At 63.5% G+C, this 17,590-nt stretch carries 22 protein-coding genes; 9 read left to right on the forward strand and 13 right to left on the reverse strand.

Features of this window, described 5'->3' with window-relative positions:
* Nucleotides 1–5 precede the first annotated feature (5 nt).
* The 3 genes from NOF53_RS24850 to NOF53_RS24860 are packed head-to-tail and all read left to right on the forward strand — an operon-like array spanning nucleotide 6 to nucleotide 1,783.
* Complete coding sequence (locus tag NOF53_RS24850) at nucleotides 6–833, forward strand: fumarylacetoacetate hydrolase family protein (RefSeq protein ID WP_255973855.1); 828 nt, start codon at nucleotides 6–8, stop codon at nucleotides 831–833.
* 5 nt (nucleotides 834–838) lie between these two features.
* Nucleotides 839–1,558, forward strand: a complete 720-nt coding sequence (locus NOF53_RS24855) for a maleylpyruvate isomerase family mycothiol-dependent enzyme (protein ID WP_255973857.1) — start codon at nucleotides 839–841, stop codon at nucleotides 1,556–1,558.
* Nucleotides 1,559–1,615: 57 nt separating this feature from the next.
* Entirely contained in the window at nucleotides 1,616–1,783 is a 168-nt protein-coding gene (locus NOF53_RS24860; RefSeq protein ID WP_308213867.1) for a hypothetical protein, read from the forward strand.
* Between the two features lie 61 nt (nucleotides 1,784–1,844).
* Here NOF53_RS24860 and NOF53_RS24865 read toward each other — a convergent pair whose 3' ends face one another.
* Genes NOF53_RS24865 through NOF53_RS24880 form a run of 4 tightly spaced genes read right to left on the reverse strand, consistent with a single transcriptional unit; the run spans nucleotide 1,845 to nucleotide 4,562 of the window.
* Entirely contained in the window at nucleotides 1,845–2,351 is a 507-nt protein-coding gene (locus tag NOF53_RS24865; protein WP_255973859.1) for a DUF1360 domain-containing protein, read from the reverse strand.
* A 34-nt stretch (nucleotides 2,352–2,385) separates the two neighbouring features.
* Nucleotides 2,386–2,811 carry a hypothetical protein gene (locus NOF53_RS24870; protein WP_255973861.1) on the reverse strand — a complete coding sequence of 142 codons (426 nt, stop codon included), beginning with the start codon at nucleotides 2,809–2,811 and terminating at the stop codon, nucleotides 2,386–2,388.
* Between the two features lie 43 nt (nucleotides 2,812–2,854).
* Nucleotides 2,855–4,024: a zinc-dependent alcohol dehydrogenase gene (locus NOF53_RS24875; protein WP_255973863.1), complete on the reverse strand. Its 1,170-nt coding sequence runs from the start codon at nucleotides 4,022–4,024 to the stop codon at nucleotides 2,855–2,857.
* Between the two features lie 13 nt (nucleotides 4,025–4,037).
* Nucleotides 4,038–4,562 (reverse strand): SRPBCC family protein, encoded by a 525-nt coding sequence (locus tag NOF53_RS24880; protein ID WP_255973865.1) that lies wholly within the window; start codon nucleotides 4,560–4,562, stop codon nucleotides 4,038–4,040.
* 164 nt (nucleotides 4,563–4,726) lie between these two features.
* Between NOF53_RS24880 and NOF53_RS24885 the strand changes: the two genes are divergently transcribed.
* From NOF53_RS24885 to NOF53_RS24900, 4 genes are all read left to right on the forward strand, one after another.
* Complete coding sequence (locus tag NOF53_RS24885) at nucleotides 4,727–5,164, forward strand: hypothetical protein (RefSeq protein ID WP_255973867.1); 438 nt, start codon at nucleotides 4,727–4,729, stop codon at nucleotides 5,162–5,164.
* 58 nt (nucleotides 5,165–5,222) lie between these two features.
* The gene (locus NOF53_RS24890; protein ID WP_255973869.1) at nucleotides 5,223–6,296 is read left to right on the forward strand and encodes a YihY/virulence factor BrkB family protein; all 1,074 of its coding nucleotides are present in this window, start codon (nucleotides 5,223–5,225) and stop codon (nucleotides 6,294–6,296) included.
* 92 nt (nucleotides 6,297–6,388) lie between these two features.
* Nucleotides 6,389–7,489: a ferredoxin reductase gene (locus NOF53_RS24895; protein ID WP_255973871.1), complete on the forward strand. Its 1,101-nt coding sequence runs from the start codon at nucleotides 6,389–6,391 to the stop codon at nucleotides 7,487–7,489.
* 20 nt (nucleotides 7,490–7,509) lie between these two features.
* Entirely contained in the window at nucleotides 7,510–8,895 is a 1,386-nt protein-coding gene (locus NOF53_RS24900; RefSeq protein ID WP_255973873.1) for a fatty acid desaturase family protein, read from the forward strand.
* A gap of 68 nt (nucleotides 8,896–8,963) precedes the next feature.
* On the opposite strand, the gene NOF53_RS24905 is transcribed toward NOF53_RS24900, so the two are convergent.
* A complete protein-coding gene (locus NOF53_RS24905; protein WP_255973875.1) occupies nucleotides 8,964–9,671 on the reverse strand; it encodes a hemerythrin domain-containing protein in 708 nt (235 codons plus the stop codon).
* Nucleotides 9,672–9,742: 71 nt separating this feature from the next.
* Here NOF53_RS24905 and NOF53_RS24910 point away from each other — a divergent pair, with 71 nt between their 5' ends.
* Nucleotides 9,743–9,955 carry a hypothetical protein gene (locus tag NOF53_RS24910; protein ID WP_255973878.1) on the forward strand — a complete coding sequence of 71 codons (213 nt, stop codon included), beginning with the start codon at nucleotides 9,743–9,745 and terminating at the stop codon, nucleotides 9,953–9,955.
* A gap of 361 nt (nucleotides 9,956–10,316) precedes the next feature.
* On the opposite strand, the gene NOF53_RS24915 is transcribed toward NOF53_RS24910, so the two are convergent.
* Nucleotides 10,317–11,525 (reverse strand): fatty acid desaturase family protein, encoded by a 1,209-nt coding sequence (locus tag NOF53_RS24915; RefSeq protein ID WP_255973881.1) that lies wholly within the window; start codon nucleotides 11,523–11,525, stop codon nucleotides 10,317–10,319.
* 34 nt (nucleotides 11,526–11,559) lie between these two features.
* Entirely contained in the window at nucleotides 11,560–12,414 is an 855-nt protein-coding gene (locus NOF53_RS24920) for a DUF1109 domain-containing protein (protein WP_255973883.1), read from the reverse strand.
* 84 nt (nucleotides 12,415–12,498) lie between these two features.
* Here NOF53_RS24920 and NOF53_RS24925 point away from each other — a divergent pair, with 84 nt between their 5' ends.
* Entirely contained in the window at nucleotides 12,499–12,948 is a 450-nt protein-coding gene (locus NOF53_RS24925) for a hypothetical protein (RefSeq protein WP_255973886.1), read from the forward strand.
* Between the two features lie 548 nt (nucleotides 12,949–13,496).
* Here NOF53_RS24925 and NOF53_RS24930 read toward each other — a convergent pair.
* Genes NOF53_RS24930 through NOF53_RS24955 form a run of 6 tightly spaced genes read right to left on the reverse strand, consistent with a single transcriptional unit; the run spans nucleotide 13,497 to nucleotide 17,559 of the window.
* Entirely contained in the window at nucleotides 13,497–13,769 is a 273-nt protein-coding gene (locus NOF53_RS24930; protein WP_255973889.1) for a phosphopantetheine-binding protein, read from the reverse strand.
* A 34-nt stretch (nucleotides 13,770–13,803) separates the two neighbouring features.
* On the reverse strand, nucleotides 13,804–14,913 hold the full coding sequence (locus NOF53_RS24935) for an acyl-CoA dehydrogenase family protein (RefSeq protein ID WP_255973891.1): 1,110 nt from the start codon (nucleotides 14,911–14,913) through the stop codon (nucleotides 13,804–13,806).
* The gene (locus NOF53_RS24940) at nucleotides 14,894–15,466 is read right to left on the reverse strand and encodes a GNAT family N-acetyltransferase (protein WP_255973893.1); all 573 of its coding nucleotides are present in this window, start codon (nucleotides 15,464–15,466) and stop codon (nucleotides 14,894–14,896) included. Before NOF53_RS24940 ends, NOF53_RS24935 begins: the two co-directional genes overlap by 20 nt.
* Nucleotides 15,463–16,206, reverse strand: coding sequence for a PIG-L deacetylase family protein (locus tag NOF53_RS24945; protein WP_255973895.1), 744 nt, complete (start codon nucleotides 16,204–16,206; stop codon nucleotides 15,463–15,465). Before NOF53_RS24945 ends, NOF53_RS24940 begins: the two co-directional genes overlap by 4 nt.
* The gene (locus tag NOF53_RS24950) at nucleotides 16,203–16,853 is read right to left on the reverse strand and encodes an FMN-binding negative transcriptional regulator (protein ID WP_255973897.1); all 651 of its coding nucleotides are present in this window, start codon (nucleotides 16,851–16,853) and stop codon (nucleotides 16,203–16,205) included. Before NOF53_RS24950 ends, NOF53_RS24945 begins: the two co-directional genes overlap by 4 nt.
* A complete protein-coding gene (locus NOF53_RS24955) occupies nucleotides 16,840–17,559 on the reverse strand; it encodes a hypothetical protein (protein WP_255973898.1) in 720 nt (239 codons plus the stop codon). Before NOF53_RS24955 ends, NOF53_RS24950 begins: the two co-directional genes overlap by 14 nt.
* Nucleotides 17,560–17,590 lie beyond the last annotated feature (31 nt).

Raw genomic sequence — 17,590 nt, forward strand, 5'->3', positions numbered from 1 at the left:
ACCTCATGAAGCTTGCCACCTTGCGCCACGATGGGACCACCGTCGCCGTCCGTGTCGATTCCGACACCACAGCCACGATCATCGACGGGTATCCGGACCTGTCGGCGTTGTTGGGCGTCCCGGACTGGAAGACGATCGCGCAGAACGCCTCCGGTGCCACCGTCGACCTCGATGGTGCGGATTACGCACCCGTGGTCCCGAACCCGGGGAAGATCATCTGCGTCGGGTTGAACTACGTCAACCACATCCAGGAGATGGGCCGGGACCTGCCGGAGTATCCGACCCTGTTCGCGAAGTTCAAGGAAGCGTTGACCGGCCCGTACGACGACGTGGTCGTCCCGTCGTATGCGGCCGCGCGGTTGGATTGGGAGGGGGAGTTGGCGTTCGTCGTCGGTAAACCGGCCTATCAGGTCGCGGAGGCCGAGGCGGAGTCCTACATCGCCGGGTATTCGGTGATGAACGATTACACGATGCGCGATTACCAGTACCGGACGCTGCAGTGGGATCAGGGCAAGACGTTCGAGAAGACCAGCGGTTTCGGGCCGTTCCTGACGACCACCGACTCCTACACGTTCGGTGGGACCCTGGTCACCACACTGGAGGGGCAGGTGGTGCAGTCCACCACGACCGACGATCTGGTCTTCACCCCGGCCAAACTCATCGAATACATCTCGCACATCGTGACGTTGCAGCCCGGTGATGTGGTGATCACCGGCACCCCGGGCGGGGTCGGGCACGCGCGCAAGCCCGGTCTCTACATTCAGGACGGTCAGACCGTCGAGGTCACCATCGAGGGCCTGGGCACCGTCCGCAACACGACGATCGTCAAGTAGGAGGCGTGAGTTTCCACGATCTTCCGCTGGCTGAGCGGTTGCTGATCGCCCGCCGTGGCACCGCATATTTCGCGCAGCGCCTCGCTGAGCTGTCCGACACCGACCTCGACGGTGACACCGTCTTGTCTGGGTGGTCGCGGCGACACCTGGTCGCGCACGTCGGTTACAACGCGGCCGCGTTGTGCCGGCTGCTGGACTGGGCCGCCACCGGGGTGCAGACCCCGATGTATGCGTCGCCGGAGCAGCGGGGCCGGGAGATCGCCGAGGGCGCCACCCTGTCGGCGGCGGCGCTGCGGAACCTCTTCGACCACACCGTCGCCCGGCTCGACGAGAAATGGCGCAACCTGCCCGCCTCGGCGTGGGATGCGCAGGTCCGCACCGCGCAGGGACGGCTCGTGCCGGTGTCGGAGACGGCGTGGATGCGCACCCGGGAGGTGTGGATCCACGCCGTCGACCTCGACAACGGCGGCCGGTTCGGCGACTTCCCCGGCGTGGTCCTCGAGTCGCTGCTCACCGACATCGTCGGGATGTGGCGGCGCAAGGACCTCGGCGCCGGACTCGTGCTCGAGATCAACGGCAGCGCGCCGATTGCACTAAGCCCAGAGTCGCCGACCACAACGAAGATCTCCGGGCCGCCCTCGGCCGTGGTGCGGTGGGCCGCGGGCCGTGGAGCCGTCGGCGTGGCCATCGACGGCGACGCCGGGGAACCGCCGCGCTGGCTGTAACGCCGGAGAGCCGGGGCTTGCTTAACCCGGTCCGCCAACACCAGCGAGGAGTGTCTATTGCTCGGCGTTACATCATCGTCGAACGGGTCCTGGTTCCGGGAGACTCTCATCGCGGACGGTGAACGCGAGACCGATCAACTGCGCCCCGAACTGGACACTCGCACCACACTGAGCCAAGCGCTGGTCACGTATTCGCAGCACCGCAATGTGAAACTGCGGGAATAGCGTCCGACATCGTCGACAACTCCACGGCCGAGTCGGAGGGCCGGGAGTGCACCGCCGCGAACTAGCCTTCCGCTATGCGTTGGGCGGTGGCATACGAGAGTTGCAGGAAGTCCGCGCCGGCCAGAGCTGCCATCGCGTCGGCCACCAAGCGTGTCGCCCGGGGCGCGAAGACGTGCCCGATGGTGAACCCGGTGATCACCCAGACGTCGAAGCAGAACGGACAGGTCAGCAATTCGCCGATGCTGTGCATGATGCCGTCGGAGGCCTGTGGCTTCTCCATCACCTCGCCGGGGCCCCCGTCCCCGGCGTGCTCGGTGAACGGTGCACGGAGCGGTGTGGTGATGGCGTCCTTGGTTACCGTTCGGGAAACCTTGTGCGCTGCAAGCGCCGTGATGACGAGTTCGCGCACGGTCATGGCACGCGGAAGTTGCCGGTTGGTGAGAGCGCCGAGCACTGTGACTACGGCGACGACGAAGGTGTAGATCGCCATCGTCGCCACATAACCGTTGAGTTGGCTGCCGCTGTCGGTCGAATCCCGTTCGCGCTCGGGGGCGTGTGCCACGTTCATCTGGTTTCCTCTGTTCGCTGTGCCGAGTGTCGAGTCAATCCACGATGGGAAAGAAGGAGTCCCTGCCTTCGGGAGTGCCGTCGATCTGACCTTTGTCGACCCGCGAATCTTCGACGATCACGCCGTCGACCACATCCGCCGACTTGCTGCCGTCGCCCGGCACCTCGACGTCGTCATCGAGAACTCGGTCGACATCGTCCTCGGTCAGGGACTCGTTCGGCGCGGCTGCCACGGGAATTTCCGGCGGTACCTCGACAGGCACGTCGGGCTCTTCCTCGGACAGTTTCTGATCGAGAGATTCGCCTTCACGCTCTTCGCGTGGTGTCGTGCCGAACTTGTCGGCTTCACTCCAGTGTTCCGGCGGATCCACGACGTCGTCGCCGTCGTTGTTCCGTACCTCGTCCGCGTCGAGGCTCTCGGCAGGGTTGAGGGTGTCACCAGGACCGTCTTCGATACTCATACTTGTTGCGTGCCCGATCGGGTCACCGCCGAAACATCGGCGGTCACGGACGGAAAACGGCACGGACACACCCTTCCTGCTTGTTCTTGAACACCTCGTAACCGCGGACTGCCTTCTCGAGGGGCATGTCGTGGGTGATGAGGTACGACGGATCGAGGTCGCCTTGCTGGATGTAGTCGAACATCCGCGGCATGTACCGCTGACCATGTTGCTGTGCCGTCCGGATCGTCAGGCTTTTGTTGGTCACCACACCCATGGGGAACTTGTCCCTCAGCCCATAGATGCCGAGGATAGACACGATCCCGCCCTTGCGGCAGGAGAGGATTGCCTCGCGCAACGGGGTCGCGCGGTCCGATTCGAGCCTCAGGAGTTGTTTGGCGCGATCGTAGAGTTGCTGCAGACCCGTGCCGTGTCCCTCCATGCCGACAGCGTCGATGCACGCGTCCGGGCCGCGGCCGCCGGTGGTCTCGCGTAGTGCCTCCAACACGCTGTCGACGGACGTGTAATCGATGGTTTCCGCACCGAATTCCCGGCGCGCCAGTGCAAGTCGCTCGGAGTAGCGATCGATGACGATGACCCGGTCCGCGCCCAGGAGTCGAGCGGTGTGTGCAGCCATCAGCCCGACACCGCCGCTGCCCCACACCGCGATCGTGTCACCGGGCGAGATGTCGCAGAAGTCCGCTCCCATGAGGCCGGTGGGTACGGCGTCGGAGAGGAACAGGGCCTGCTCGTCGGTGATGCCTTCGGGAATGGTGAAGCAGTTGACGTCACCGAACGGCACGCGGATGTACTGCGCGTGGGATCCCTGGTATCCGCCGAACGGGTGAGTATACCCGTAGATTCCGCCCGTCGGATAGCCGAAAACCGCTTGCTGCAGTTCGGCATTCGGATTCGTCGTGTCACACACCGAGTACAAGTCGTGTTCGCAGTACCGGCACGAATTGCATCCGATGAACGATGGAACGACCACGCGGTCACCCACCCTGGTATCCGTGACTTCGGGGCCGACGTCCACCACTTCACCCATGAACTCGTGCCCGAACACGTCACCTTCCCGCATGCCCGGCAGGTACCCGTCGATGAAATGAAGGTCGGAACCGCACGTGGTGGTCAACCGTACCTGCACGATGACGTCGTGCGGATTGACCAGTTCGGGGTCGTCGACGGTCTCGACCTTCAGGTCGTTGACACCGTTCCAGCAGAGTGCGCGCATCAAATCTCCTAGTTCAGCGAGCGGCCTTACGCGCGCTCGGATTGTGCCTGAGGGTGGGCAGTTCGCCGGTCTGCAGCAGCGCGCGTGCGCGGTAGATGGCCTTGAACAACGCTGCCCCGGTGAGGATGTCGGGTAGGGGTGTCTTCGCCCGGATCGTCATTTCGGTACCGAGATCGTGCGGTGCGTCGCGAAACGTGAGCTCGATCTCGGGGGAATCGGCTGCGGAGTCCTCGCCCGCCGCAGAGCCGACGAACAGCAGATTGCCGTCCCCCTCGATAAGTGTGGTGTTCCACGTGGTGTGCTCGTCGGCCCCGACGTTCAGCGTCCACTCGTAGCTACCCGGCTTGGTCGACCGGACCTCGGCCACATCACCGAGCACCTCGGACAAGTTCTCGGGGTCGCGCCAGAACTGTTCGACCTCCGGGCGGGACCTACTGACCGTCAGCGTCTGACTGTTCCCGCCGCCGCCGGTGGTGGAATCGACCACCTTCCCGACGAGGTCGGTGAGCTGCCCTCTCGCCTTGTCGATGTAGTGCACGGGCACTCCCTTCGTCTGTTCCTCGCGTTACCCGAAATTTTCGAGGGGAAACAGTCGGAGCGGGGCGCGTTCACGCCCTGCTGTGGTACCCGCCGGATCGTCGGCCGAATCTGCGGTTTCGTGAGGAGTCGTTCGTCCCGGCGCGGATGGGGTACACGCAGTCCATGACCGACCAGCAGATCCCGAATCCCCCTGACCATGCGCGGCCTGAGCGAGCGACGGACGAACAGGTCGCTGCGGCCGGGAAGTTATCCGAAGCCCTCGAGACCGTGGAACGTGCGCGCGGACGTCTGTACGACTTTCACCAGCTGATCGGTCATGCCGATCTGATGCTGGACGAGGCCGTCCAGAAGTTGCGTGAGGCGGGCCGCGACGACATCGCCGAACAAGTGGAAAAGGAGCTGGTCGGCCGTAACGTCCTGCACGGTCGATGGATGTTCCAGATCGTTGAGGACTTCGACGACCACTACTGGTCCACCTTCCGGAGCTGTGAGGCCACCGTGCGCGGTGAACTGTGCGGCGGACGGCGGCACGTATTCGAATCCGAGATGAAGGAGGCCCGTCGAACGCACGGGCACCCCAGGCACGAGGCCCGGCCGTAGATACCGACCCTGTCCCCGCCGCCGTTTCCGGTAGAGAGTTCCCGGGTAGTAGAAGACGATGGTCGATGAAAAACAAGCCGAACCGGATCCCGATGATCCCCGCAAACCGGACTCGCCGACGGAGCTGACGAAGCCGTCGTGGGGTTACGTCCTGCGGAAGACTGCGCACGAGTTCAGCCGCGATCAGTGCACCGATCTCGCTGCGGCGTTGACGTACTACGCCGTTCTGTCACTGTTCCCTGCCCTGCTCGCGCTGGTGTCGCTTCTCGGCGTGTTCGGGCAGGGACAGCGCACTACCGATTCGGTGTTGCAGATCGTCGACGACCTCGGACCGTCGTCGGCCGTGGACACGCTGCGTGATCCCATCGCCCAACTTGTTCAAACACCCACTGCGGGTGTGGCACTCGTGTTCGGACTTCTCGGCGCTGTGTGGTCGGCGTCGGGATACATCGGTGCTTTCGGTCGTGCCATGAACCGGATGTACGAGGTCGACGAGGGGCGTCCGGTGTGGAAGTTGCGCCCGTTGATGCTGCTGGTCACCCTGATCGGACTTCTGCTCGTGGCGGCGGCCGCCGTCATGTTGGCGCTGAGCGGGCCCGTTGCTCGTTCGGTCGGTGATGCGATCGGATTCGGCGACTCCGCCCTCACCGTGTGGAACATCGCGCGGTGGCCGTTCGTGCTGGGAATCGTCGTGGGCGCGGTCGCCATCCTCTACTACGTGACACCCAATGTGAAGCAACCGAAGTTCCGCTGGATCAGTGCAGGTGCGTTCCTAGCGATCCTGACGTGGATCGTGGCCTCCGTGCTGTTCGGTCTTTACGTCTCGAACTTCGGCAGCTATAACAAGACCTACGGTTCACTTGCCGGTGTCATCGTCTTTCTGCTGTGGCTGTGGATCACCAACTTGGCGTTGCTGTTCGGGGCCGAGCTCGATTCGGAACTCGAACGGGGCCGGGAACTGCAAGCCGGGCTGCCGGCAGAGGACGAGTTGCAACTTCCGCCGCGGGACACCCGCGTGTCGGACAAGAACGCCGAGAAGTACCAGAAGTACATCGAGCAGGGACGAGCACTTCGAGAGAGCGACGGGAACACGACAGAACCGGACGCGGTGCCGGAAGAACAACAGCGCTAATTTCATCAGCGGCATTTCCGCGGGCGGATTTTCTCGTCCGATCGCGTGTGGATCGCTGACCCGAGCAGAGACGAATGGATACGGTGGTCGTCATGGCGGAACGCGGTGCTCGTCCCAAAGTCCCCGTAGTGCGCAGATTCATGCTGCGCGCCGTGCGGCACTTGTTCAGCCCCCTTCGACCGGACGACTATCTGGAACTGATCAATCCGCTGTGGACCACCCGCGAATTGCGGGGACGGGTGGAGCGAGTCGAGCCAGCCAGCGCGGACTCCGCCACCGTGGTGATCCGTCCTCAGTACGAATGGTTCGGGCACGAAGCCGGGCAGTACGTGCGCCTCGGCGTCGTCCTCGACGGGGTCTACTACTGGCGCGCCTACTCGCTCACCTCGGACCCCGACCCGGACGACGGCCTGATCAGCATCACCCCCAAGTTGGTGGAAAGCGGCAAAGTGTCGCCGTACCTCGTCCGCGACATCCGCCCCGGAGACATCGTGCGTCTCGGTGAGGTCGAGGGCACGTTCACCCTCCCGGATCCGTTGCCCGAAAAAATGCTCTTCATCAGCGCAGGCAGTGGCATCACACCGATCATCAGTATGTTGCGCAGCCTCGACCACAAGAAGGCGGTCGACGACGTTGTCGTCTCGCACTCGGCACGGACCGAGGAACAGGTCATGTTCGATTCGACGCTCCGGGATCTCGACCGCCGGCACGACGGGTTCCAGCTGGTGCTACGCCTCACCGGGAAGCAGGGCCGGCTGACGCCGGATGCGCTCGACGAAGTCTGCCCCGACTGGCGCGAACGCGAGGTGTTCGCGTCGGGCCCGGGCGAGATGCTCGATCAGCTGGTCGAGTATTGGAACGACCAGGGTGACCCGAAGCGGCTGCACATGGAACGCTTCCAACCCGTCATCGGTGGCGACGACGCCGGCGGCGAGGGTGGTGAAGTCCACTTCGCGGACAGCGACGTGAAGACCGAAGTCGACGGAGGTACACCGATCCTCGTGGCCGGTGAGAACGCCGGCTTGAAACTCCCGTTCGGTTGCCGCATCGGGATCTGCCACACGTGTGTCGGGACTTTGAAGTCCGGCCGACTCCGCGACCTGCGAACCGGGGCCGTGGTCGACGACGCCGCCGGACAGGCGGTCCGCACGTGTGTCCACACCGCAGAAGGTGACATCGAGATCGAGCTGTGAAGATAAGGAAGGACCTGCTGGTGAGCATTGACATCGAGAGCCCGCTCGCACATCTGAGTGACGAGACCATCGAGGCGCTCGGACGCGAGTTCGACGCCATCCACGACGAGATCTACGCCGATCTCGGAGAGCGTGACCGCAAGTACATCAAGTCCGTCATCGCCGCACAGCGCCAGTTGGCCGTCGCCGGCCGCGTCCTGTTGCTCGGCTCGGTGAACAAACCTGCCTGGCTGGCCGGAACTGCCTGTCTGGGAATGGCGAAGATTCTCGAGAACATGGAAATCGGCCACAACGTGATGCACGGCCAGTGGGACTGGATGAACGACCCCTATATTCATTCGTCCACGTGGGACTGGGACACGGCGTCGACGGCGAAAGCGTGGAAGCACTCGCACAACTACATCCACCACACGTACACCAATATCCGCGGTAAGGACAAAGACCTCGGATACGAGATCATGCGGATCGACCCGAAGCAGCGGTGGCATCCCGTCTATCTCGCCCAGCCGTTCTACAACGTTCTGCTGATGGCGTTCTTCGAGTGGGGTGTCGCGCTCCACGACATGGACCTCGAGGCGGTCCGCTCCGGTGAGAAGTCGTGGAAGGAAGTGTGGCAGGACCTCAAGGGGATCGGTGGTAAGGCTCGCGCCCAGGTCGTCAAGGACTATGTCGGCTGGCCTCTGATTAGCGCAGGCGCGTTCGGACTCGCGCAACTCACCACCCGCGGGCGACTCGGGCAGCCGGCGATGTCGAGGGTGGGCCGACTGCTACGCGGGAAGCGGGCCCGCGGCCGGTTGTCGTCGGTCGCGGACGTGTTCGACCGCACGTTACCCGGGATGGAGCGGACCTTTCTCGCCACCGCGCTGGCCGACTTCACCGCCAACATCATCCGCAACGTGTGGGCGCACGGCATCATCTTCTGCGGCCACTTCCCCGATCAGACGTACACCTTCAGCGAGAAGGAGGCGGAGGACGAAACTCGTGGTGGCTGGTACGTACGTCAGCTGGTCGGCGCCGCCAACATCGACGGCAGCCCGCTGTTCCACATCATCAGCGGAAACCTCGGGTACCAGGTCGAGCACCACCTCTATCCGGACATGCCGAGCACCCGCTATTCCGAGGTGGCGCCGAAGGTGAAGGACATCTGCGAACGGTACCAATTGCCGTACAACTCAGGGCCTTTGATGCAGCAGTGGGGCATGGTGCACCGGACGATCCTGCGGTTGGCGTTTCCGGGCGGCAAGCCGCGTCCGAAGCCAGGGCCGTACCGCGGGGAAAAGGGTACCGACGCCGGCAAGCGAAGCGAAGCGGCGGCGTTCCGTAACCGCGTGCCTGCCGACCACCCTGTCGCCGGACCCGAACACGACTCCGGCGGAGTGGAAGTGTCGCCGCCACCGCGGGACTGACAGGCCGGCGCGCCGGGTGCCGTAGTTCACGTTGGACGCCTACCCCGTGTCTCGGACGCCAATGACGTTCAGGTACGCGTGGACGGATCTTCACCGCTACGCAGCGGTGGCAGGTGCTCGATGGCGCCGGCGACCGTCGCGAGGGCTTGGCTCGTACGACGGCACCCCGCCGCCAACGGGGACGGCGCCCGGCGTGATACGTGATCCAGACGGTCCCGCGAACGATCCAACCCGGTCAGCGGGAGAGCGGCGAGGGCATTACCCGGCAATCGCCGGGCGACCGTCGGATGCGGCCGGGTAGGAGCCGTGTATCGAACCACCTGCCACATCCGTCCCACCCGGCGTAGTGCGCGTGGATCCAGCGCTTCCTGCAGTTTCGGAAGGAGAACGTCTTCCTCGTCACGTACGTCTTGCCGGAGTAGTTCGGTGATCTCGGCGAACAGTTGATGATGTTCGGAGGTATCCGGGTCGAGGGTATCGAGTTTCGTGAACAGCTCGTTGATCTCCTGATGTTCCTGTTCGATTTCCAGTGTCAGCTTCTCACCGTCCCGAAGTGTGCGGCGCGCCAGCGGCCATAACACGGCTTCCTCCGCGAACGCGTGCGGAAAAACGAGACGGCACAAAGACGTCAGTTCATCCTGACGTCGGTTGCCGCTGCACTTGTCGATGCGCTGGAGTAGTACATCGAGTTCTCGGTGGTCTCGTCGCTGGAGGGTCAGGACACTGTGGGGGCCACCGAGTTCGGTTTCACTCTGGTCGGCAAGGGGCCGTGGCATCGTTGTTCTCCTTCTCGGGCGTTCTGCAGTGTGCCGAACGCCTACCCCCACGTCGGAAACACAAACTACTCTTGTTTACCTCGACGTCGTTGCAGCGCGCCGCGGGTTCGGGTTTCCTCGCCGCTGTCGACACCCCCGGCGCTTCGATCGCCGAGCTGTTGTGGGTGTTCTACCCGTACGCTCTGCTCACCGTCGGATCCAGGGTGAGCGTTCCCGTGCGGCGCACGCTTCCGACCCGACGCACTCACCTGAGGGTGTTGGCCCGTTCATCAGTCACGAGCTGAGTGCTCGTCAAGTCGGCCAAGTCTGCTCGACCATCGTCACGTCTGAAACATTTGTGCAATTGAGGGCGGTGTGTACGTCGCCCCGGCGGATACTCGTTCGAGAACATCGTCCCCGGCCGATCCGGTGGCCTCACTCCCCGGAGCTCCCACGGCACACAGAGTTCGGGTCCGGAAGGTGACGACCTGCATCGAGTGATCGGGTGACCGCCGATCCCTGACTGGTCAGGCCACCCCTCGGAAAGCACATAAACCGCCTTCCGCCCTGACAGATTCGGCTCGACATCGTTGACCTGGGTCAGAGCGTCCCCGCGAGATTCTCGAACGGTCGCCAATGCTCGAGTGGCACCACGGTGCGGCAATGTCAGACTCCCACACGGTCGCGGATTGCTGTCAACAGCCCGCGGCGCACGCCCGTGGCCGGGTCGATCCGCGGCCTGGGATCGGTGAACTTGCGTTCCGACGCGGTTTCGGGCGCGTCGTCGGCGGTCGCTTGCAGAAACTGGTTCGGCAGCGCCAGCTTGGCGATGGTGCGCCAGGACTGCAGGTACTGAACGGGCAGCGATCCGGTCGTGTAGGGCAGGTCGTACCTTTCGCACAGCGCACGCACGCGCACGGATATTTCGCGCAGCCGGTTGCTCGGCAGATCGGGGAACAGGTGATGCTCGATCTGGTAGCAGAGGTTGCCGCTCATGAACTCCACGACCGGCCCCGCCTCGAAATTCGCGCTGCCGAGCATCTGGCGCAGGTACCACTGCCCCCGCGTTTCGTCCTCCACGTCGGCCTCGGTGAACTTCTCCGCGCCGTCGGGAAAATGCCCGCAGAAGATGACCATGTTGGTCCAGACGTTGCGGATCATGTTCGCCGTCAGGTTCGCGGTGAACGTGGACAGGAACGCCGGACCGGTCAGTGCCGGGTAGACGAGATAGTCCTTGGCGATCTGCTTGCCGACCTTCTCGAGCACCTCGCGGCCTCTGCGCACGAACTCGACACGATCGACACCGCCCTTGGCTACCTTGCCCAGCTCCAAGTGCTGGAACGCCACGCCGTACTCGAAGAACAGTTGCAACAGCAGGTTGTAGACAGGATTGCCGACGCTCCACGGCTGCCAGCGCTGATCGCGGGTGACGCGAAGCAGGCCGTAGCCCACATCGTCGTCCATCCCGAGCACATTGGTGTACTTGTGATGGATGTAGTTGTGGGTCTGCTTCCAATGCTCTGACACTCCGGCAATGTCCCACTCCCACGACGACGAGTGGATCTCCGGATCGTTCATCCAATCCCACTGACCGTGCATGACGTTGTGGCCGAGCTCCATGTTCTCGACGATCTTGGCGGTGCCGAGCAGCGCCGTGCCGGCAAGCCAGGCCGGGGGAAACCAACTCGCGAACAACACTGCGCGACCACCCGTTTCGAGGGACCGCTGTAGCCGGATCGTGGTGTGAATGTACCGGGCGTCCCGCTCGCCACGCGAGGCTTCGATATCACGCCGGATCGTGTCGAACTCGCCGCAAAGCGCCTCGACATCCGCTTCGGTCAGGTGGGCATAGTCCGTAACATCGGAAATCGCCATGAGTCAACGCTAGCGTAGGTTACGCAATCGTAGGTTACGCGCAGATGAGATGTGAGTTAGCTGGAACGGTACTTGCTTCCTCCGTGCGGGCATTCCGGCGGCGACCGGCGGGAACCGGGGAAATGCCGACTGATGTCCAGTCGAGGAACCCGCGCCGGGACGAAGGGGCGTCCCAGCGGCAGTTCGCCCTCGTTCCGTAAGCGGATCCCTCTGTGGGACAGATTGGGCGGTCATGTCGCCATACCGAAATGAACTCGTACCACGGCCCGCCGATGTGAGTTGCGGTGAAATCGTCGAATCCGGCAGGCGTACCGCTCGGGGAGTAAGCCCACCCGCTGCTCGCCGTCAGGCCGAGTCCTCCGTCCTTGATGAAGTAGACGACGCCATCGCCCGACATGGCGGTGCGCATATCGAACCGGCCGATCTCGAGCTGGCTGTGGAGCGGCTCCGGATCGGCCAGCAACTCGCGCGCTACCTGCTCGAACTCGGGACGTGTGTCGTCGAACGACGACCGTGGCGCGAGCGGCACCGTGGCGACAGCGAGGAGTACGACCGCCGGTGCGGGCACGATCCACCATGACCACCGCCGGTCCGCGCCGATGACATACAGCGTCCGCACTGTCCACACCAGCCCGACGACGGCGAGGACCAGCAACGCCGCTGCACCAAACAACAGAGGATCGGCCCAACCCGAGCTGCCGTAGCGAGAGGGCCACCAGTCGTAGTAGATGCACACCAAGATCAGGATTGGGACCACGATGAAGGCCAAGTGGATCGGTCCGGGAGGCTTGTTCGGCTTGTCGTAGCTGATCAGCGCAATCAGCCTCGACGGCCTCCTCGCCTCCGAACTGCGCGAGAACGTCAAGGCCGCCGCCCGCGCCTCCGGCACCGACTACACCCCCTACAGCCCCGACACCCTGCCGGAGGACCTGGAGCTGCCGCTGGCCCGCTGCACCGGAGACGGTGACAAGGGATGGCATTGGGCTGCGACCTTCGCCTACCCGGAGGACGAGATCCCGGGCCCGCACGTGCAGATCTCCTCGCGCCGATCGTGTCGATCGGGAAGAAACGCAGCGCCGGCCACGGCCACATCCTCGACTGGACCATCACCGAGCACCCCGGCGCCGACCGATGGGAGTACGCGCACCTGCACCCCGACGGCACCTTCGGCCGCACCGCCACCCCGGGCTGCCTGCACGAGCGGGAGGTCCGAACAGGTGGGGGCGGGCAGATGGGGTTGCGGCCGCCGTACATGCATCCGGGTTGCGCCGACAGGTGTTTCTGCCGGCCCGCTGATCCCTGCCAGGGCGCGAACAGGAAGGGACGTGTCATCAGCACGCGGACAAAGAAGCAAGGTGGGCTGCGGGCCAAGAAGCCGCGTGCGGTCTTCGCCCCCTGTACTCGAGGGCCAAACGTGGAGTAAATACCGCTCCTCGATCGGCGGATCGTGGTCCTCGCCCAGTGCCTTTTCCGGTTCACCTCGTGAGCGCGGACTCGATAAAATCCAGCACCTCTCGATGTCACCGATCGGTGAAAAATGCCAGGTACGTCAGCGGCGAGCGGGTAGTAGTTGCCGGCTGCCGCCCTTGTGAATGCGCTCAACGCGCGGAACCCGATCTCTTCGACTGTCTCCCATTCCTTCTGCGGGCAAGCCCTCCGTGTGTTCGCGCCCGTATGCGGGTATGACTCATAGATTCGGTGTAGTCCGTACCCACTGTTGGGCTTTCCCAGAAGGCCCGAGTTCTGGGCCCATAGAACATGGTCGAGGAGTTAAGGCCTCAGCACTGCCCCGGCATTTATTTCGAGGATCGAGCGGCCCTGGGGGGCACGCAGCCGACGTTGTTGATCGCGGTGGCGCCGTCGCAGCGTACTTGCGGATACACGAACGTCTCGGTGGTCGTTTCCTACGCTATGAGCAAGTTCGAAGTGTCGAAGTTAGGGGTCGCGTGAGCAAGTATCGGGCGTATAGAGTCACAAATCGCCAGTGCCGCCCGCAGCCTGAGCAGCCAGTTCAGTATGTATCCGTTCGGATTGTCCATGCAGAGTCGGGTCGTCGAGCAACCAACTGAGCTTGTAGTCGATCCCGAACTCACGCTCGACCCGTTCGACCAGTCGGACAGCCAGGATTGAGGTTCCACCCAGTCCGAAGAAGCTATCGTCACGGTTAATGGGGATGGCCTCCCCGAAGAGGCGCTGCCAAAGTTCGACCAAGGCATCCTCAATCGAATTGTTGTTTTGAGTCACAGGGTTGCCTCTCTGCAGGTAGATGGCGGGCGGCTCAAGAAAGAACGAGCCGCCCGCCGTTGTAGTAGTTGAGCAACGCAGGAATTCCGTCTCGAGTGCCCCCGGGGTGGAAGGCAAGTGCTCGAGCGGCGGCCGCAGCCCGGAAGTTGTCGGGAGTGGCATGTATGCCCAGCACTCGCAGTGCGTGACTGGTTGACTCTCGGATTGCGCGCTGTGCCGCCACGCGGCAGATGATGCCGTCGGCCAGGGCGGACTGCCCGCGGTCCCCGGCGTCCACGCGTTGCGCGAGCCCACGTACAGCTAGGTAGGCCCCTTCGAGCATCGCTATGGAGTCGAGGACCGTTTCGATGCCGGCTCCCGGTGCATTCGCGGCTGCCTCGACCAGTCCGCTTGCGGCTCCCAAGTATGCTGCCGTGATTAGGATTTCAAACCAGATTAGGTTCGCGCTGGCTCCCTTCCCTGCGGTGTCCGCCCCGATCGGGATGATCGCCTCGGGAGGGACGTACACGTTCTTCAAACGGATCTCGTCGGTCTGCGAGGCGGCGAGTGCGTCGTTTAGCCACAGTTCGTGTCGGTGCAGATGCGGATGGTCGGCGTCAATGAGGAGGATTGCCATCTCTCCGGACATTGGGTGGCCGTCGGGTAGGCGGACCAGCATGGAAAGAATGCCCATGTCCCATACCAATGAGCACGGCCGCTTGACCCCGTTGACGACCACACCGCTGTGGTGCTCGCGGACTTCGATTCCTGGATTGAAGACGCCGCCGGTTTGCTGTCCTTCTGCCCCGCAGGATGCAACCAGAAGTCGTTGCCGCGCAATGCGCTCGAGGATGGGCGCACGCAGTTCCGGTTGCAGTGTCTCGGCCAGCCAGGCAATCTTGTAGTGGTGCATGGTGGTTCCCACGGCCACCGATGCGCTACGACTGCCGAGGGCACGCATCACCTCGGTGGCTTGGGTTGCGTTCGCCCCCAAGCCACCGTGCTCTCGGGGTACCAGCAGTCCAGCGCCACCGGCTGCAGCAAAGTCCCGGATCACGCTGGATCCTCGGGCTTCGAGGTTCGCCGGTTCCTGACGAGAGAGCTGCTCGTCGAACCCGGGCAAGAGCCGTGCGAGTTGCTCACGCTCACGGTGCAGAAACGTCATGCCCACCTCCTGATGTCGATTTCTCGATGTCTGGTGTGGCGATCGGTTCGAGCGACCGCACGAAGCAGACTCGATCAAGGCCTTTGCCGTCGTAGTCCGGTTGCACGTCGAACCCGCCGGAGTGGGGACGGCCGGTGGCGACCTCGAACCCCAGGGCACGGTGGAATCCGATCGATCTGATGTTTCCTGGGCTAGTCACGCAGGACACCCTTGTCGCCCCTCGACTCGCGCACAATTCGAAGAAGCGCCGGTAGAGCCGTCCTCCAAGTCCGTGCCCGCGCAGATCGGGATGCACTCCGACGAAATGAATGTACGCCTGGCCGGCGCGGGATTGAGACATGAAACCGATTAGGTAAGCGGCCACCTCGTCACGAGGGTCGGTGACGACCATGGAGATGTCCGCGAAGTGTTGGAAGAACAACCGTGGGAGGAGCAACATCCGTTGGTTCGCTGCTTGCGGATCACCCCAGTCGTCCCACCATGCGGTCAGTGTGCGATGGATGGGGAGGAAGTCGTCCTCCTCCAGGGGTCTGATCGGGTAGCCGCTGGTCATGTTGCCAGTGTCACCTTTTCGAACTCGACCGCGTACTCTGCACCGTACCGCCGCCCGGTTTCTTGGGCGAGGGTACGCACGTAGTCAATGGCATCGAAGTCGCCGAGACCGGCGAGGTATTCCTTGTGCTCGGCCAGTGAAGCCAGCGCCGACTCGATGTGCTCTGTCACATCGACTCCAATGGTCGATCGGGGAGAGTGCGCAGCCAGAAGCCACTGGGTACCTGCCCACGGTTCGAGGCCCTCGTCCAACAACTCTCGGAACACCCACCGGTTGGCGGCGTCTCGTACGCCGTCGAGAAGTGCTTGCCCGGTTGCGATGTGATCGGCCTGATTCAATTCGCCGGTGTCCCAGACATCTCGGAAATTGTTGGTGATGATCACTTCGGGGCGGGTCTGGCGAACTACACGGCTGATTGCGCGTCGCAGCGGCAGCCCGTATTCGAGTACGCCGTCGGGGAAGTCGAGGAACCTCACGTCGTTCACCCCGACCAGGCGAGCAGATGCCACTTGTTCGAGGGCGCGAATTTCGCCGGCTTTGTCCGGGTCCATGCTGTCGATCCCGGCTTCGCCGCGGGTCACCATGCAGTAGGTGATCTGCCGGCCTTCGCTGGTCCAACGGGCGATTGCCGCGGCGGCGCCGAATTCAAGGTCGTCGGGGTGTGCGACCAGAGCCAACCCTTTGGACCAATTCTCGGGCTCCTCGTCTCGGGTGATCTGTGGCTCGGGTGTGGCGTTCATCGGATCTGCCCTGCTTCCTCTGTTCGGCGAACGTCGGCCACTTCGGCCATGTGTTCGGCAAGTTCCTGTTGAGTGTGAGTGCCGCCGCTGAGGTATTCGACCTGACGGTCAAGGTCCGTGCTTGTCTTGTTCTGGCTGAGCTTGAACGCACCTTCGACTTCGGCCATCGGCAGCTCGAAGGCGATCACTCGGGCCAGGAACCCCTCGAACAGGTGCAACGGTCCGGAGCGGATGTCGACTGCGTCGGGTCCCGGTATGGGCCCCTCGCTGGTATCTATCAGAGTGCGTAGGAAGCGCACGGTTTCTGTGCGGTCGAGCCCGCGGAGCGCTCCGCGGACGTGAACGATGGAATAGTTCCACGTCGGGAAGTGCGCGGCCGGTTCCAGATAGTGGCGAGGGCTGATGTAGCTTTGCGGGCCGACGAACGCGGCTGTGGCCTCTGCGCCGGACCGTACCGCTTCGGTCAGGGGGTTTGCGAGCGCAAAGTGTCCGAGTAGTCGATCACCGTCTTCATCGAGCACGAAAGGGATGTGCACGACTGCGGGCCGCTCATTGACCAGCGCGATCAGGGTTGCGAAAGGGTGTGCCCGAATCAGGGTCCGGATCGCCTGCGGATCGTTCTGTCGGTAGTGCTCAGGGATGTACATGGTTCCTCCCATCCGCGCCGCGTGTACTGGCATCTTCGATCAATTGGGGAATCAGCGTAGTTCCGGCGGTCGGGAAAAAGCTGCCAGGTAAGGCAATCCGGGCGAGCGCAAGCTGCGCAACGGACGGAGAGTTCCGGGAAAAGGACATTCCACCGAGTGCCTCCAAGGCCCAGTCGCTCAGATCCTCGATGGTCTGGCCTACGGCTTGGTTCGTGAGGAACGCCATGGCGAGTTCCCGTTTGCCGGTTTCTCCTGACTCGACGGATCGAAGTACACCGCGTAGTGCCTCCCGCGCCATAGCGAATTTTCCGATCACTGATCCTGCGGTCGCTCGATGCCTGTGGTCAGCGACCAATCCGTCCAGTACTCCGGCTACGACTCCTGTGGCTGCCGCCGTCAAGACCGTCACTGTGAGTGCACGTAGACGATTGAGATCACCCGCATCGAGCGATTGAGAAAGGACCTCTCTCTCCCGCAAGTCCGACGTCGCCAGTGTGAGGGTCAATCCATCCCGGCCCCAACGTCCCAGGCGAGGATCACCGGCATTGTCGGTGAGATCGGCGGTGAAGAGATGGACTAGTCGGTAATTCTTGATTTCTCGGATCAGTACAGAGACCGTTGGTGGGACCGGTCCTGGTAGGTGGACCACACGAAGCTCATTGCCGTCCGATGGTGCAACGAAAGTCGCATGCTCGAGGTCAGCCATACCGCGCTCGACTCCGCACCCAACTCGCCCT

The sequence above is a fragment of the Rhodococcus tibetensis genome (assembly GCF_024438035.1).
Lineage (GTDB): Bacteria > Actinomycetota > Actinomycetes > Mycobacteriales > Mycobacteriaceae > Rhodococcus_F > Rhodococcus_F tibetensis.